Genomic DNA, 14,303 nt, shown 5'->3' with positions numbered 1-14,303 from the left:
CAGGCCTTTTTTGCGTCTGGGCACGGGGCTATTTCATGGAATGCAGGCCGAACATATTGCCCTCGGTATCGGTTGCCAGGGCAATAAAGCCGTATTGGCCTATGGAGACTTTCTCGCGCTGCAGGCTGCCGCCGTTTTGCGTGACGCGTGCGGCCTGCTCGGCACAGTCTTCGCAGACAAAATAGACCATGGTGCCGCCGCCTCCGGATGGGCAGCCGGCCATGTGTACCAGCGCCCCGGTTGCGCCGGCCTGGTCGGGCTGGCCCGGAAAAGCCCACATCTCCATATCCGGATGCTCGCCGCCTTCGGGCATGGGCAGCGCCTGCAACTGGTAGTTCAGAACGGCTTCGTAAAAGGCCTTGGCACGCTGCATGTCCTGAACATAGATCTCGAACCAGCCCACGGGATTCATTGCCATCACGTACTCCTTGCTTGCGCATTGGTGGAATTGTGATGCTGAGGTGCTTGGCCGCGTGACGCAAGCGGACGCCGCCTCGAATGTCGGGGGCGCGTCAGCGGTCGGCTAGGACAGTCGGCTTCTGGCCAGAGTTCTGGCCTTGCGGCGCTGCCACCAGAGCCAGACGCCGCTGAGACCCAGTCCGGCCAGCACCAGACCGGTCAGTGCGGTGATGATTTCCAGCAGCACCCCGCCCAACTCACCGGTATGCAGCGGGTAGGCAATCGCTACCGCAGCAGCGCCGGTGTCGAGTTCATGCCAGCGCTGCACGGCCAGCACGGTGCCGGTGCGAGGGTCCAGCCACACCGAGCTGATGCCGTTGGGATGCGGCTCGCCGGGGATGCGAAAACGTATGCGCATGGCCTGCTTGGTATTGGCTGCGATCTGCACAAAGCTGGCCTGGCCGTCGGGCATGGCTGCGCGCGCGCTGGCCAGCATGGCGTCCAGGCTGGGTGGGGCGAGAGCTGCGGCGGATGGATCCGCTGGCAGTTTGGGTGCCTTGACGGCGGTGGAGCCGCTGAGCGCATTGAGCACATCGCCCAGCGGTCGCCAGGCCATATAGGCGCCGGTGACGACCGAGACGGCAATCAGCAGGCCCATGACGACACCGCCCATGCGGTGCAGATCGAACAGGGCGCGCATCAGGTTCTTGTTGAGCACAATGCGCCAGTTGCCAGGCCAGCGCTTGGGCCACCAGAGAATGACGCCGCTCAGCAGAAGCAAGACATAGGCCAGAGCCGTCCAGGCCAGGATGGCTTTGCCGTCGGTCTCCAGCAGCAGCGTGCTGTGCAGCTTGAACAAGATGTTGACAAAGCCCTCGGTCTCGCCACGGCGGCCTTGTTCCTCGCCGGAGACGGGGTTCAGATAGACGGTGCCGCGCCAGCTTGGCGACTGAACCCTGAGCCACAAGCTGTCGCCTGCTTGCTGGGGCAGCTTGAAGCGCAAGGTCGCCTTGCCGCCGAACTCCTGGTGTGCCTGCTCCAGAATCGGCGCCAGAGCGGCAGCCTGCGTGGCGGTCTGCGTAGCTGCCGAGGCTTTGAATAGTTCGGGATGTGCCCAGCGATCGAGTGGCTGGGCGGCGATGAGCACGGCGCCCGTGAGCCCGGCCAGGATCAGAATCCAGCCCAGGCTCAGGGCAAACCAGCGATGCAGCCGCAGCCACAGAGAACGCAGCGAAGTCATGGGACTAGAGAGATGGTCGCGCCGCCAAGCGGTTCAGGGCCGCTTGCAGGCGCAGGTACTTAGAAAGGCAGCGAGGCCTGCAGATACACGGTGCGCGGCATGCCCACATACTTGCCGCCGCCGTTGTTGTCGGTGGAGCGGGTGAAGTAGCGACGATCCAGCACATTCTTCACGCCCACGGTCAGGCGCAGATTGTTCAGCTCCTTGCCTGCCTGATAGCTGGTGCGCAGGCCCAGCAGGGCGAAGCCGGGGATGTCGCCCAGATTGCCGTTGCCATCTTCCTGCGTGACATAGGGGTTGGGCTTGCCGCTGGTGCCGGGCGTGCCGGGAGAGCGCTGCTTGGACTGGGCGTTCAGCTCGGCATTGAAGGTCCAGCGTTCGACCGCGTAACGTGCCGACAGCGCGGCGGTATGGCGTGCGTACAGCGGCAGATCGCGTCCGGCAAACGGACCGGCCTGGCTGGTGGCCTGGGTGAAGGTGTAGGTCATGCCCAGCGACAGACCCTTGAGCGCGGCGTAGCTCTTGCCGAAGTCGTAGCGCAGCGCCGATTCCAGGCCGCGATGGCGGGTGGCGCCCAGGTCGGTCCAGATGCCGTTGCCCGTGCCGTCGCCGGGGCGATCCAGGAACAGTTCCTTGTCGAAGTCGATATTGAACAGCGTCAGCTCGCCATTCCAGGTATCGCTCTTGTAGTGCGTGCCCAGCTCATAGGTCTTGGCCGACTCGGGGTAGAGCTGGTTGTTGGACGACTGGGCCAGTTGCGCATACTGCTGCGGACCGAAGGACTTGCCGGCGTTGGCGAATACCGACCACTGACTGTTGACGCGGTAGAGCACCGACAGCGTGGGCAGCCACTCGTTGGCAGCAGCGCTCGGGTAGATGGCGGCAGCCGTCGCGCCCTTGTAGTCCACCACATTGTTGAAGCTGCGTATGCGTTCGTAGCGCACGCCGGGCGTGATGGTCCAGTTGCCCACGTCGATACGGTTGTCGATGTAGAAAGCATTGGCCGTGGTGCCGCCCTGGCTGGTCTGGGTGACGTTCAGCGGCAGCGCCATGGCATTGACCTGGCCCGGCACATAGAAGCCGGAGGTGGCCAGCGCCGTCTCGGAGCTTTTCTCCTTCAGGTAGCGGTAGCCCACGCTGACTTCCTGGATCACGGAGCCGGTCTCGAAAATACGCGAGTAGCGGGGTTCCACGCCGTAGTAGCTGTAGTTGCGCGGCGCGGCCGTCAGGCTGCGCTTGCCGGCATTGGCGCCGGTGGCGTCGCGCTCGATGTAGCTGCCGCGAAAGGAGTCCACGTAATAGCTGAGCACTTCGAAGTTGTCGCGGCCGTCCTTGTAGCTGTACTTGAGCGAGCCGTCGGTGCGGCGGCCGGTGAACTGGTCGTAGTTGCGTGTGCTCTGAAACGGATCGGCGGCGTACTGGGCCGAAGTCAGGCCGCCAGGCATCTGGCCCTTGCCCTCGAAGTGGTGCAGCGAAGCGGACAGGCTGCTTTTGCTGCTGAGCTGGTAGCTGCCCTTGATCAGCAAATCGTCGACATCGGTCTTGTCGTTGCTGCTGCGCCAGCCCTTGCCGTGCGTGCCCGAGTACAGCAGCGCCAGGCCCAGGCCGGCTTCATTGGTGCCGCCCACAAACAGGCTGGGGCTGGTCTTGGTGTTGCCGCTGTGGCCGTAGATTTCGGTGCCAATCGATGCTTCGGCCGCAAACGTCTTGGGAATGGCGCGCGTTGTGAAGTTGATGATGCCGCCCACGTTCTGCGGGCCGTAGCGCACCGAACCTGCGCCGCGCACCACATCGATGGAGTCCAGATTGCCCAGCGCCACCGGCGCCAGCGACAGCTGAGGCTGGCCGTAAGGTGCATAGGAGACGGGGATGCCGTCCTGCAGCACATAGGAGCGTGGCGACAGACGTGCCGTCAGGCCGCGCACGCTCAGGTTCAGCGAGATATCGCTGCCGCCCGTGCCGTTGCTGTCCTGCACCTGCACGCCCGGCACCAGACGCAGCGCTTCGCGCAGCGTGGTGGCGCCGCTTTCTTGAATCCGCTCGCGCTCGACGATGGTGCGGGCGCCTGGATGTTCCAGCACTTTTTCGGCATTGGGCGTGTCGCCGTCCAGCCAGTTGCCGGTGACGGTGACCGAGTCCAGCGCGACGTCAGGCGTGGCGCTGGCCTGTGCATGAACGGGGCTGGCAAAGCTGCCAATGACGGCGGCGACAGCGGCGGCTGCGCAGCTCAAGCGGAAAGCGCAATGAGATGGGAGGTGTTGGTTGGCCATAGGATGTTGTGTGTGCGCACACAATGGCTGGCTTGCAGGAGGTGCGTAGTGCCGTGGCGGCAGATCTACGGCAAAAGCAGGACTTGGCTATGCGGCGTTTATTGGCAGGCGCCGATATTAATGAGAATGGCTGTCATTTGGCTGTATGTGGTTATGTGCCAGCGCAAAAAACAACAGCCTCCTCGGCCGGCGTTTGCCAGCTGAGGAGGCTGCGTGTCTTGTGGGGCGTCGCCGGGCTTAGGCTTGTTCGGCCAGCAAGTCCTGCAGCGCCTTGACCTGTTGGCGCAGGCGCTCGTTTTCGGCCTGCAGCTCGCTCACGCGGGCTTGCAATTCCTCGGGGCTGGCGGCGGGTGCGGCCTCTGCCGATTCATCGGCTTCGGGCTTGGCGGCCTTGGGCTTTTTCCTGGCGTCACGCACGCGCTTGGCGGCTTGCTTCAGGGCATCGGCACCTTCGGCGGCTACGGCTTGCTGCTCTTCTTCGGGCAGGGTGGCGACCACGGCGGCGGCGTTCAGCGACAGCTCGCCGGCCTTGACGGCGGCCACCACTTCGGGCGCGGCTTTTTCCTGAATCGTCTCGATCATCTTGACCTGGCCGGCCGAGAGACGGGCGGCGCGGGCCAGGGCCTCGCGGGTGTCCAGTGCCTCGTCGGGCACCTTGGCCACACTGGCCAGGGCCTGGGCGACAACGGGGTCGGTATCGCCTTCCCAAGGTGCCTCCGCAGATTGCTCTCCGGCTTCTGCCTTGGCCGCGTTCACGGCGGCAGCAGCCGCAGCGCGGCGCGAGGCGATGATCTCGCGCTTGCGCAAGGCCAGCACGCCGCGCTGGAAGTCCGACACCGAGCGGCGGCCCAGGTGCTGGTCGATCATCCACAGATGCACATCGTCCATGGTCTTGAACTGCGTGGCCTGGATGGTGTTGAAGGGCAGACCGTGCTTTTGGCAGATGCCGTAGCGGTTGTGGCCGTCGATCAGCAACTCGCCCCAGACCACCAGCGCATCGCGGCAGCCTTCGGCGAGGATGCTGCGCTCCAGCGATTCGTGTTCGTCGGCGGTCAGCGGGTCGATATAGGCCTTGAGGCCGGCGTCAATTTGGAGTTCCATGGGGTGCTTCTTGAATGAGGAGCAGCTAGCGCACGTTGCATCTATGTTTGAGCATGAAAAAGGTCTGATGTTCAATAAATACAAGCGCTACATGCTATAAAAAAAGAGAAACGCCCCAGCGTATGGGGCGTTGGCAAACAGCGTGGTCAGAGCTTACAGCAGACGCGAAATCAGCGCACCTTCGACCGGGCCTTCCAGCGGAATGCGCACGCGGATGGGGTTGCCCTGGGCGACCTGCACCGGCTTGCCTTCAAGGTCGAACATTTGCTCCAGTTTGATCTGGCGGTTGCCTTGGGGGTGAATGACTTCGATGGTGTCGCCCACCGCAAAGCGGTTCATGGTTTCCACTTCGGCCATACCGTCGGCGTAGCCACGTACCGCGCCCACAAAGTGGCTGCGCTGCAGCACGCTGTGGCCGGTTTCGTAGTTCTGGTAGTCGTTGGCGGGGCGGCGCTCCATCAGGCCGCCGGTGTAACCGCGGTTGGCCAGACCTTCGAGCTCGGTGATCAGCTCGGGGTTGAAGGGGCGACCGGCCACGGCATCGTCAATGGCGCGGCGGTAGGTCTGCGCGGTGCGAGCCACGTAGTACAGGCTCTTGGTGCGGCCTTCGATCTTGAGCGAATCGACGCCGATCTTGGTCAGGCGCTCCACATGCTCCACGGCGCGCAAGTCCTTGGAATTCATGATGTAGGTGCCGTGCTCATCTTCCATGATGGGCATCATCTCGCCGGGACGGCCTTTTTCTTCCAGCAGGTAGATGGCGTCGGCCTTGGGGTGGCGCTTCTGGTCGCCGCAGGTGCTGCTGAACTGATTGTCCAGATCGTTCTTGGCGTCTTCGAAGTTGAAACCGTTTTCCATGGTCTGGCCCAGGGCTTCGCCGGTGTTGGGGTCTACATTGGCGTCATGCGTCTTGTAGTCCCAGCGGCAGGCATTGGTGCAAGTGCCCTGGTTGGGGTCGCGGCGGTTGAAGTAGCCGCTCAGCAGGCAACGGCCGGAATAGGCAATGCACAGCGCGCCGTGCACGAAGACTTCCAGCTCCATGTCCGGGCATTCCTGACGGATCTTCTCGATCTCGTCCAGGGAGAGCTCGCGCGACAGAATGATGCGCTCCACGCCCATCTTCTGCCAGAACTTCACGGTAGCGTGGTTGGTGGTGTTGGCCTGCACGGACAGGTGAATGACCTGCTCGGGCCACTTTTCCTTGACCATCATGATGAGGCCGGGGTCGGCCATGATCATGGCGTCCGGCTTCATGGCGATGATGGGTTCGATGTCGCGCAGATAGGTGCGGACCTTGTCGTTGTGGGCAATCAGATTGCTGGTCAGGAAGAACTTCTTGCCGCGCGCGTGCGCTTCGGCAATGCCCTGGCCGATTTGCTCCAGGCGGAATTCGTTGTTGCGCGCGCGCAGGGAGTAGCGCGGCTGGCCGGCGTACACGGCGTCGGCGCCAAAGTCGTAGGCGGCGCGCATCTTGTCGAGCGAGCCGGCGGGCAGCAAGAGTTCGGGGGCTTTGAGGGTCATGATGGCGCTATTGTCCTGCATAGCGCTTTTCACCATGAAGTGCTATGACTACGCCGCTGTGGCAGTCTTCAGCAAATGCGCCACCAGCAGCTGCACCGTGGCCGGGGATTTCGGCGCTGTGCCCGTTGCTTGCGGCGTGCAGATCAGCAACTGGCGTCTGGCCCAGGCATCGGCCAGGGGCACGGCGACCACGCCGGTGCGGGCTGCATGGCGCTGCACGGCGGCCAGGGGCAGCACCGTCAGGCCCACATTCTGGCCCACCAACTGGCACAGGCCTTCAAAGTGCGGCAGCTGCACCTGCATGCGCAGCAGACGGCCGTTGAGCTGCCGGGCCTGGGTTTGCAAAAGCAGGGCCAGGGCCGATTCGCGCGGCAGGCCGACCCAGTTACTGTCCAGCAGATCGGCCAGTGAAAGCCGGGCGGCACCGGCCAGCGCGTGGCCCAGAGGGAGCACGGCCACCAACGGGTCGGGCCGCCAGGGTTGGCAATGCAGTCCTTTGAGCATCTGGGCATCCAGACCGTCCCAGGCGGCAATGCCTATATCACACAGACCCTGGCGCAGGGCCGCCAGCAGCTCGCCGCTGGCGCATTCCTGCAACTCCAACGCAATCTGCGGGTGCTGCAGCAAAAAGCCGCTGACGGCCAGCGGTAAATGCTCGCGCACGGCCGAGGTGTTGCCGCGCAGCCGTATCTGGCCGGCCAGCCCGGCCCCGAATTCGCCCATGGCACCGCGCAGGCTTTGCATTTGCGCCAAAACCTGGCGCGCATGCTGGCCCAGAGTGTGGCCGGCCGCCGTGGGCTGGACGCCGCGCGCCTGGCGCATCAGCAGGGCGCAGCCCAGCTGGGCCTCCATGCCGCGCACCCGCTCGCTGGCCGAAGCCAGAGTGATGTGCGAGCGCTGGGCCGCCGCCGTCATGGTGCCGCTGTCGAGGATGTGAACAAAAAGCTGAAGATCGGTCAGGTCAAAGCGCATACCGCTGGAGTATCAGGTAGGGGCTAAGTCTGTGTTGGATAAATCCCGTTGGTCAAAGCCTGGTTATCGGCAGATTATCTGCGCCTGTGGGCTTTTGGTGCATGCAGAAAGCCGGTTCTATAGTTCGGAAAATATGAAGGCTTGCTGATGCTGGATGCAATATGGATGGCGGCTGCCGCAGTGGCGGTGTTTGCTCTGGCCGGGCTGGTCAAAGGTGTAGTGGGTCTGGGCCTGCCAACCGTGTCCATGGCGCTGCTGGCCTTGTTCATGCCCCCGGCCCAGGCGGCGGCCCTGCTGTTGCTGCCTTCGCTGGTGAGCAATGTGATGCAGATACGGCCGACGGGCATGTTGCGGCCCTTGTTGGCCCGTCTGGGTTGGATGCAACTGGGCATTGTGCTGGGCACGCTGGGCGGCATGGTCTGCTGGGGCGGCGTCGGCAGCTTGCCGGCAGCGCGCATGGCTTTGGGGCTGGCGCTGGTGGTCTATGCCCTTTGGGGCCTGTGGGGCCCCAGTCTGCAGCTGCCGCTGGCCCATCAGGCCTGGCTGGGTCTGGTCGCGGGCACGGTGACGGGCGTGATCACGGCGCTGACCGGTGTTTTTGTCGTGCCGGCGGTGGCGTTTCTGCAATCGCTGGGCCTGGCGCGCCCGGCACTGATGCAGGCCATGGGCCTGTGCTTTACGGTCTCCACGCTGGCGCTGGGCGCGGGCATGCTGTGGCTGGGTCAGGGGCAGATGGGTTCGGGCAGCCTTGCCTGGCTGTTGTCAGCGCTGATGCTGATTCCCGCTTTGGCGGGCATGCGTTGGGGCGAGGCCCTGCGTGAAAAGCTCTCGCCAGCGGTATTCAAGAAAATCCTGATGCTCAGCCTGCTGGTGCTGGGGATTTATATGGGTTTGGAACGCTGAGCTGCCAGGCAGCTTTGCAGCTTTGAATTTATTTGAAAATTTTTTCGCATCGGCTGCATCCAAACCACCTGCTCGCGGGTAGTAGCTGTAGCAACACAAAAAAGTGCTGCTCCAGTACCTCCCCAAAACCTGCTGATTGGAGAACCGACATGTCGACCACCCGTACCGCTCCCCGTCTTGCCGCCATCGCTACCGCCGCCACGGCCGCGGCCGCGGCCCTGCTCACCGCCTGCGGCTCGATGCGCCAGCAGGCCCCAGCCTTTTCGCAGGCTTCGCTGCCCGCGTCTATTCAGGTTCCGGCGGGGCATAAAGTGGCCTGGGAAACCGTTGGCAGCGGCGACATCACCTACGAATGCCGGGACAAGGCCGGTGCAGTCGGTCAGACCGAATGGGTTTTTGTCGGTCCCGAAGCCGTGCTGAAGAACCGGGCCGGCAAGCAGGTCGGCCGCTACTACGGCCCGCCAGCCACCTGGGAAGCCAGCGACGGCTCCAAACTCACCGCCACGCAGCTTGCCGTGGCACCTTCTGGTCCCGGCAATCTTCCCTATCAGCTGGTCAAGGCCAATCCGGCCATGGGCAGCGGTGATCTGGTGGGCGTGAGCTATATCCAGCGCGTGGCGCTGCAAGGCGGAGTGGCCCCTGCCGACAAGCCTTGCACCGAAGCAAGCAAGGGCCAGAAAACCACGGTTCGGTATCAGGCCGACTACATCTTCTGGAAACCCATGTAAGTCTTGGCGGTCGCGCGGCTACACTGGAGAAGGATCTTCTTTCTTCTCCACCCCTTCTTCCTCGTGCCAGCTGCTGCCGCCCTCAACGACGACGCTTTCGATCATGACGCTGCGCTACAGGCCTGTGCGCGTGGCGATAGCGAGGCCTTGCGGCGCATCTATGAGCGCGAATCGCGCTATCTGCTGGGCGTGGCCCTGCGCATAGTGCGCGACCGCGCCACGGCCGAAGACGTGTTGCACGATGCTTTCGTGACCATCTGGAGTCGTGCATCCAGCTTTGACGCAGGCCGTGGAGCCGGGCGGGGCTGGATTTACAGCCTGGTGCGGCATGCGGCGCTGAACCGGGTGCGGGACGGCGCTCGCGAGACCGTGCTGGACGAGCCTGCCGCCGCGTACCAGGATGCCCAGTCCGCACTGGCGGCTTGGCAGGACAGTGGGGACGAGCTGGCGCGGCATGCCGCGCTAGGACGCCTGGGCCATTGCCTGGACGGTCTGGAGCCGGCACGCCGAGCCTGCCTGCTGCATGCCTATGTCGACGGCTGCACTCACAGCGAAATTGCCGCGCGAGTGCAAGCTCCTCTGGGTACGGTAAAGGCCTGGATTCAGCGCGGACTGCGCGCACTTCGAGAATGCATGCAATGAGCGGCGATCACACCCCGGCACAGCCCATGGACGACGGCAACCAAGACGAGCTGCAGACGCTGGCCGGCGAGTATGTGCTGGGCACGCTCGATGCCAACCAGCGCCGTTCCGTCGGAGCCCGTTTGCCGCATGAGCCGGCACTGCGCTCTGCCGTCGAGGCTTGGGAGCAACGCCTGTTGCCCTTGACCGCGTTGGCAGAAGCGGTCAACCCGGGGGCTGGCTTGTGGCAGCGCATTGCCGCAAGCATTGCACCCGCCAGCCGCCGCCTTCAGCTTGAAACTTCGCGCAGCCGCTGGTGGCAGTGGGACAGTCTGGCGCTTTGGCGCGGTTTGGCCGGCAGCGGCTTTGCTGCCGCGGCCGTGCTGGCCGCCGTGCTGCTGGTGCGCGAAACTACACCGCCCGCCGCACCACGTTACTTCGTGGTTCTGGCCGCACCGCAGAGCCAATCGCCGGGCTGGCTGGTGCAAGCGCAAGCCGAAGGACGGTTGCGTCTGGTGCCGTTGGGTACCGACACCGTGCCGGCGGAGAAATCCCTGCAGTTCTGGACCAAGGCCGACGGCTGGAGCGCCCCGGTATCGCTAGGCCTGGTGAAGCCGGGTGAGGCCATCGAGGTGCCGGTCGACAAGCTGCCGCCTCTGCAGCCCAATCAACTGTTCGAGCTGACACTGGAGCCTGCCGGCGGCTCGCCGATAGGGCGCCCAACCGGGCCCATACAGTTCATTGGTCGGGCCGTGCAAATCTAGAGCTAGGTCGATGCTTGCCCGGCTCAGGGCAGGCTCTGTCATGTGATGCCCTTTGCTCTTGCACTGTTGAGCGCAAGAGTTCGGCGCAGTTGACGCCAGGCTCAATACGCCAAGGTTTGGCTGTGGTCTGCGCCAATCAGATAGAAAAATTCAATGAATCCAGCAGTGGATGGGCTGCGTATTCCTTTCAGCCGGCATCTTTTTTCGCCTGCTATATCAAGGAGCATTCCATGATCTCGATTCAAACTGTCCGTAAAGTGGCCTCGTTCAGCCTGGTAGCCGTCATGTCTGCTGCATCCGTTGCAGCCATGGCGGATGTGATGGTCGGAGGCGCGCCCATGCTGCCATCCAAGGACATCATCGACAACGCGGTCAACTCCAAAGACCACACCACATTGGTCGCCGCCGTCAAAGCTGCGGGCCTGGTCGATACGCTCAAAGGCCCTGGTCCGTTTACCGTGTTCGCGCCTACCAATGCTGCATTTGACGCTTTGCCTGCAGGCACGGTCGATACCTTGCTGAAGCCCGAAAACAAGGGGATGCTGACGACCATCCTCACCTACCACGTGGTGGCCGGCAAGTGGGATGCTGCAGCCCTGAGCAAGATGATCAAGGAAGGTAAGGGCCAGGCCATGGTGAAAACCGTCAGCGGCGGCATGCTGACAGCCAAATCCAGCGGCAAGAAAATCATGCTGACCGATGAAAAAGGCGGAACCGCCACGGTGACCATTGCAGACGTCTATCAATCGAATGGCGTCATTCACGTGATCGACAAAGTGCTGCTGCCCAAATAAGGGCGCTGCTGCCGAACTCTGGCGGTCCTAGCGCTTGAAGTGCCTGTGATCGCCTGGCATCAAGGCGTAACTCCATCAGTATCAGCGGGGTGGGGAGCTTGCTGCGCAACGAGTGCGCAGCCAATAAAAAAGGGTTGAAGACCTCAATGTCTTCAACCCTTTTGACTGGTGCGGCAGCCAGGCTGCCATGGTCGGCGTCAGCTCAGTCCTGCGGCCTGAAGCCGATGACCAGTTCGGAGGGCACCTTGCCGTCGATATCGCGCGGCAGCTTGTCGGTCTTTTGCAGGGCGCGCACCACGGCTTCATCCCAGGAAGGATTGCCGCTGGACTTGGAAATCGTCGCACCGGTAATCGTGCCGTCCGGGGCCGTGCGCACGCGCACTTCGGCACGCGGGTTGCCGCTGATGGCGTCGGGATAGACGATATTGGGCTTGACGCGTGCCGCCACCTTGGCGCCATAACCTGCAGAGGGGCCGCCGTTGGCGCTGCTGCCTGCACCGCCGCTGCGGCTGCCACCGCTGCCGCTGTGGTCCGAGCCGCCGCTGCCGCCGGCCAGACCTTGCAGCCGGGCCAGCTCGGCCTTGCGGCGGGCTTCTGCGTCTTTGGCGTCCTTGGCTTCTTTTGCCGCTTTTTCCTTGGCGTCCTTTGCGGCCTTTTCCTTGGCGTCCTTTGCGGCCTTTTCCTTGTCAGCCTTGTCCTTGGCGGCTTTTTCCGCCTTATCGGCCTTGTCTTTCTCTGCCTTTTCCTTTTCGGCTTTTTCCTTGGCTGCCTTGTCCTTGGCCGCTTTCTCGGCCTTGTCTTTTTTCTCGCGCTCCAGTTTTTCCTGGCGTTCCTTTTCGGCCTTGTCTGCCTTCTCGGCTTTTTCCTTCTCCAGCTTTTCCTTGCGCGCCTTTTCCTGCTTGTCAGCCTTTTCCTTGTCCAGCTTTTCCTGGCGTTCTTTTTCCCGCTCTTCACGGGCTTGCTGCTCGGCCTTTTCCTTCTTTTGCTGCTCCAGCTTTTTCTTCTTTTGCAGCGCGATCTCGGCTTCGTGGTCGTCGTCCTGCACCTGGGGTTTGGGCGGGGGGAGGGGCGACTACAGTGGGGCGGAGAGCGGAGCACGGGAGCCGGTTCTGGTGCGGGAGAGGGTTCGGGTGGTGGTGAGGGCACAGGTGGAGTCGGTGCGACGGCGGCCGATGCCGGGGCCGAACTGCTCCAGACCTCGGCCTGAACCATGGCTTCATCGATTTGCTTGAGGGGGCGTACCGTCCACAGCAGGGCGCCTATCAGCAGCCCGTGCGCGGCCAGGGCGAGCGTCCAGGAGCGCACCCGGCCCTTGGGGCGGGGCGGTGCAAACTGGTCGCGATCTTGCTGGTTAGGCATGGTGATGAGGTGTCTGCCAGGGCATGAAAGCGGGCGGACGAATTCCTGTGTTGTTTCAGTTGCTGGAGGTGACGACGCCAAAGGCAATACGCTTGACGCCGGCCTTGGATAGCTCCGAGTGGGCCTTCATGACTTCTTCAAACGGCAGGGTCTTGTCTGCCTGGATCTGGATGGCGCTGTCCTCGCTCTGGCCGGCTTGCCAGGACTGGGCAACGGTTTTGAGGTCGTCCAGCTTGAGCGTTTGCTCGCCACTGCCGCTCTTGAACTTGATCTCGCCGTTTTTTTCCAGCAGCACATAGGCAATGTTCTTGGTGGGTGGGCGCGAAGACTTGCCGGCTGAGGGCACGTTGATGGAGCCGGGCGTGAGCATGGGTGCCGTCACCATGAAGATGATGAGCAGCACCAGCATCACGTCGATGAAGGGCACCATATTGATTTCGTTGACGGTGCGGCGGTTGCGGCCGCCGCGTGAGCTCATAGCTGCCATGGCTTCATTCCTCGCGCTGGGCCATCAGTGGCCGGAGGCACTGTGGCTGCTGGTGCTGCCCACATTGCGTTGCAGGATGTTGGAGAACTCTTCGATGAAGGTCTCTTCCTGGCTGGCCAGGCGGTCGATGTTGTGGGCGTAGCGGTTGTAGGCGGTCACGGCCGGAATGGCGGCAAACAGGCCCATGGCGGTGGCTACCAGCGCTTCGGCAATGCCCGGGGCCACGGTGGCCAGGGTGATCTGCTCCATGTTGGCAAAGCCGGTGAAGGCGTGCATCACGCCCCAGACGGTGCCGAACAGGCCCACATAGGGGGAGACCGAGCCCACGGTGCCCAGAAACGACAGGCCGGATTCGATTTCATCGAGCTCGCGCTGGAAGCTGGCGCGCATGGCGCGGCGCGTGCCGTCCATCAGTGTGGCCACGTCGCCGATTCGGCGCTCGCGCAGCTTCTGGTATTCGCGCATGCCGCTGGCAAAAATACGCTCCATGGGCGCACCGTTCTTGGCATTTTGCGTAGCCGACGCATACAGATCGTTCAAGCTGGTGCCGGACCAGAAGTCCTGCTCGAAGCTGTCATTGAGCGCACGGGCGCGCTTCAAGGCCTGGGCCTTGCGGAAAATGGTGGCCCAGCTGGCAATGGAGGCGGCCACCAAAATCAGCATGACCAGTTGCACCACCCAGCTGGCCTGCATCACGAGGCTGAGGATGGACATGTCTTGGGAGTTCATGAAAGTTGCTCCAGGATATGGTTCGGAATTCTCGTGGGGCGCATGGTCGTGCCATCCACCCACCCAATACGGATGGCGGCTTCGCACAAAAGCGTGGGCTCACCCCGTGGATTGTCTTGATTTGTCAGCAAAGCTTGCTGCTGTATTGTGAGCGAAGCGCGGCCTGCGCTCTGCAGCCGGGCGGTAACAATCAGTTGGTCGTCCAGTCGCGCCGGGCGCAGATAGTCAAGCTCTGCAGAAGTTACGACAAAGATGCCGCCGGTTTGTTCCCGCAGCGTTTGCTGGGCAATACCCAGGGAGCGCAGCCACTCGGTGCGGGCACGCTCGAAAAACTTCAGATAGTTGACGTAGAACACGGTGCCGCCGGCATCCGTGTCTTCCCAATAAATACGAACGGGAAATTCAAACACCATGG

At 63.1% G+C, this 14,303-nt stretch carries 14 protein-coding genes and 1 pseudogene; 5 read left to right on the top strand and 10 right to left on the bottom strand.

Going from position 1 to position 14,303, the window contains the following annotated elements:
- Nucleotides 1-28 precede the first annotated feature (28 nt).
- The 6 genes from EAO39_RS16850 to EAO39_RS16825 all read right to left on the bottom strand — a co-directional run bounded on the left by EAO39_RS16850 (nucleotide 29) and on the right by EAO39_RS16825 (nucleotide 7,503).
- Entirely contained in the window at nucleotides 29-418 is a 390-nt protein-coding gene (locus EAO39_RS16850; protein WP_120969655.1) for a VOC family protein, read from the bottom strand.
- 105 nt (nucleotides 419-523) lie between these two features.
- A complete protein-coding gene (locus EAO39_RS16845; protein ID WP_120969652.1) occupies nucleotides 524-1,639 on the bottom strand; it encodes a PepSY-associated TM helix domain-containing protein in 1,116 nt (371 codons plus the stop codon).
- 59 nt (nucleotides 1,640-1,698) lie between these two features.
- Complete coding sequence (locus tag EAO39_RS16840; protein WP_120969649.1) at nucleotides 1,699-3,909, bottom strand: TonB-dependent siderophore receptor; 2,211 nt, start codon at nucleotides 3,907-3,909, stop codon at nucleotides 1,699-1,701.
- A gap of 237 nt (nucleotides 3,910-4,146) precedes the next feature.
- Nucleotides 4,147-5,010 (bottom strand): plasmid replication/partition related protein, encoded by an 864-nt coding sequence (locus EAO39_RS16835; RefSeq protein ID WP_120969646.1) that lies wholly within the window; start codon nucleotides 5,008-5,010, stop codon nucleotides 4,147-4,149.
- 153 nt (nucleotides 5,011-5,163) lie between these two features.
- Nucleotides 5,164-6,552: a tRNA 5-hydroxyuridine modification protein YegQ gene (gene yegQ, locus EAO39_RS16830; protein ID WP_120971211.1), complete on the bottom strand. Its 1,389-nt coding sequence runs from the start codon at nucleotides 6,550-6,552 to the stop codon at nucleotides 5,164-5,166.
- A 27-nt stretch (nucleotides 6,553-6,579) separates the two neighbouring features.
- Nucleotides 6,580-7,503 (bottom strand): LysR substrate-binding domain-containing protein, encoded by a 924-nt coding sequence (locus tag EAO39_RS16825; RefSeq protein ID WP_120969643.1) that lies wholly within the window; start codon nucleotides 7,501-7,503, stop codon nucleotides 6,580-6,582.
- A 147-nt stretch (nucleotides 7,504-7,650) separates the two neighbouring features.
- Between EAO39_RS16825 and EAO39_RS16820 the strand changes: the two genes are divergently transcribed.
- The 5 genes from EAO39_RS16820 (at nucleotide 7,651) to EAO39_RS16800 (ending at nucleotide 11,313) form a co-directional block, all read left to right on the top strand.
- On the top strand, nucleotides 7,651-8,406 hold the full coding sequence (locus EAO39_RS16820; RefSeq protein WP_120969640.1) for a sulfite exporter TauE/SafE family protein: 756 nt from the start codon (nucleotides 7,651-7,653) through the stop codon (nucleotides 8,404-8,406).
- 149 nt (nucleotides 8,407-8,555) lie between these two features.
- Nucleotides 8,556-9,134: a DUF3455 domain-containing protein gene (locus EAO39_RS16815; protein ID WP_120969637.1), complete on the top strand. Its 579-nt coding sequence runs from the start codon at nucleotides 8,556-8,558 to the stop codon at nucleotides 9,132-9,134.
- Between the two features lie 63 nt (nucleotides 9,135-9,197).
- Nucleotides 9,198-9,776 (top strand): sigma-70 family RNA polymerase sigma factor, encoded by a 579-nt coding sequence (locus EAO39_RS16810; protein WP_120969634.1) that lies wholly within the window; start codon nucleotides 9,198-9,200, stop codon nucleotides 9,774-9,776.
- On the top strand, nucleotides 9,773-10,519 hold the full coding sequence (locus tag EAO39_RS16805; RefSeq protein ID WP_120969631.1) for an anti-sigma factor: 747 nt from the start codon (nucleotides 9,773-9,775) through the stop codon (nucleotides 10,517-10,519). The genes EAO39_RS16810 and EAO39_RS16805 overlap by 4 nt, the downstream gene beginning before the upstream one ends.
- Before the next feature lie 230 nt (nucleotides 10,520-10,749).
- On the top strand, nucleotides 10,750-11,313 hold the full coding sequence (locus EAO39_RS16800; RefSeq protein WP_120971210.1) for a fasciclin domain-containing protein: 564 nt from the start codon (nucleotides 10,750-10,752) through the stop codon (nucleotides 11,311-11,313).
- Between the two features lie 202 nt (nucleotides 11,314-11,515).
- On the opposite strand, the pseudogene tolA reads toward EAO39_RS16800, so the two are convergent.
- From tolA to ybgC, 4 genes and pseudogenes are all read right to left on the bottom strand, one after another.
- Nucleotides 11,516-12,672 (bottom strand): annotated as a pseudogene (gene tolA, locus EAO39_RS16795) (cell envelope integrity protein TolA).
- A 55-nt stretch (nucleotides 12,673-12,727) separates the two neighbouring features.
- Nucleotides 12,728-13,159 (bottom strand): biopolymer transporter ExbD, encoded by a 432-nt coding sequence (locus EAO39_RS16790; RefSeq protein WP_120969628.1) that lies wholly within the window; start codon nucleotides 13,157-13,159, stop codon nucleotides 12,728-12,730.
- Nucleotides 13,160-13,183: 24 nt separating this feature from the next.
- The gene (gene tolQ, locus EAO39_RS16785) at nucleotides 13,184-13,888 is read right to left on the bottom strand and encodes a protein TolQ (RefSeq protein ID WP_120969625.1); all 705 of its coding nucleotides are present in this window, start codon (nucleotides 13,886-13,888) and stop codon (nucleotides 13,184-13,186) included.
- A complete protein-coding gene (ybgC, locus tag EAO39_RS16780; protein ID WP_120969621.1) occupies nucleotides 13,885-14,301 on the bottom strand; it encodes a tol-pal system-associated acyl-CoA thioesterase in 417 nt (138 codons plus the stop codon). The genes tolQ and ybgC overlap by 4 nt, the downstream gene beginning before the upstream one ends.
- Nucleotides 14,302-14,303 lie beyond the last annotated feature (2 nt).

Origin of the sequence: Comamonas sp. lk, from assembly GCF_900564145.1 — a bacterium.
Classification (GTDB): Bacteria; Pseudomonadota; Gammaproteobacteria; order Burkholderiales; family Burkholderiaceae_C; genus Comamonas.
Note: the sequence above shows the minus strand (reverse complement) of the source record. Positions and strands in the feature narration are given on the sequence as shown.

Coding starts and splice junctions, on each gene's coding strand:
- EAO39_RS16790 (WP_120969628.1), bottom strand. CDS start 13,159: ATGGCAGCTATGAGCTCACGCGGCGGCCGCAACCGCCGCACCGTCAAC.
- tolQ (WP_120969625.1), bottom strand. CDS start 13,888: ATGAACTCCCAAGACATGTCCATCCTCAGCCTCGTGATGCAGGCCAGC.
- EAO39_RS16805 (WP_120969631.1), top strand. CDS start 9,773: ATGAGCGGCGATCACACCCCGGCACAGCCCATGGACGACGGCAACCAA.
- yegQ (WP_120971211.1), bottom strand. CDS start 6,552: ATGCAGGACAATAGCGCCATCATGACCCTCAAAGCCCCCGAACTCTTG.
- EAO39_RS16815 (WP_120969637.1), top strand. CDS start 8,556: ATGTCGACCACCCGTACCGCTCCCCGTCTTGCCGCCATCGCTACCGCC.
- EAO39_RS16845 (WP_120969652.1), bottom strand. CDS start 1,639: ATGACTTCGCTGCGTTCTCTGTGGCTGCGGCTGCATCGCTGGTTTGCC.
- EAO39_RS16835 (WP_120969646.1), bottom strand. CDS start 5,010: ATGGAACTCCAAATTGACGCCGGCCTCAAGGCCTATATCGACCCGCTG.
- EAO39_RS16850 (WP_120969655.1), bottom strand. CDS start 418: ATGGCAATGAATCCCGTGGGCTGGTTCGAGATCTATGTTCAGGACATG.
- EAO39_RS16840 (WP_120969649.1), bottom strand. CDS start 3,909: ATGGCCAACCAACACCTCCCATCTCATTGCGCTTTCCGCTTGAGCTGC.
- EAO39_RS16820 (WP_120969640.1), top strand. CDS start 7,651: ATGCTGGATGCAATATGGATGGCGGCTGCCGCAGTGGCGGTGTTTGCT.
- ybgC (WP_120969621.1), bottom strand. CDS start 14,301: ATGGTGTTTGAATTTCCCGTTCGTATTTATTGGGAAGACACGGATGCC.
- EAO39_RS16825 (WP_120969643.1), bottom strand. CDS start 7,503: ATGCGCTTTGACCTGACCGATCTTCAGCTTTTTGTTCACATCCTCGAC.
- EAO39_RS16800 (WP_120971210.1), top strand. CDS start 10,750: ATGATCTCGATTCAAACTGTCCGTAAAGTGGCCTCGTTCAGCCTGGTA.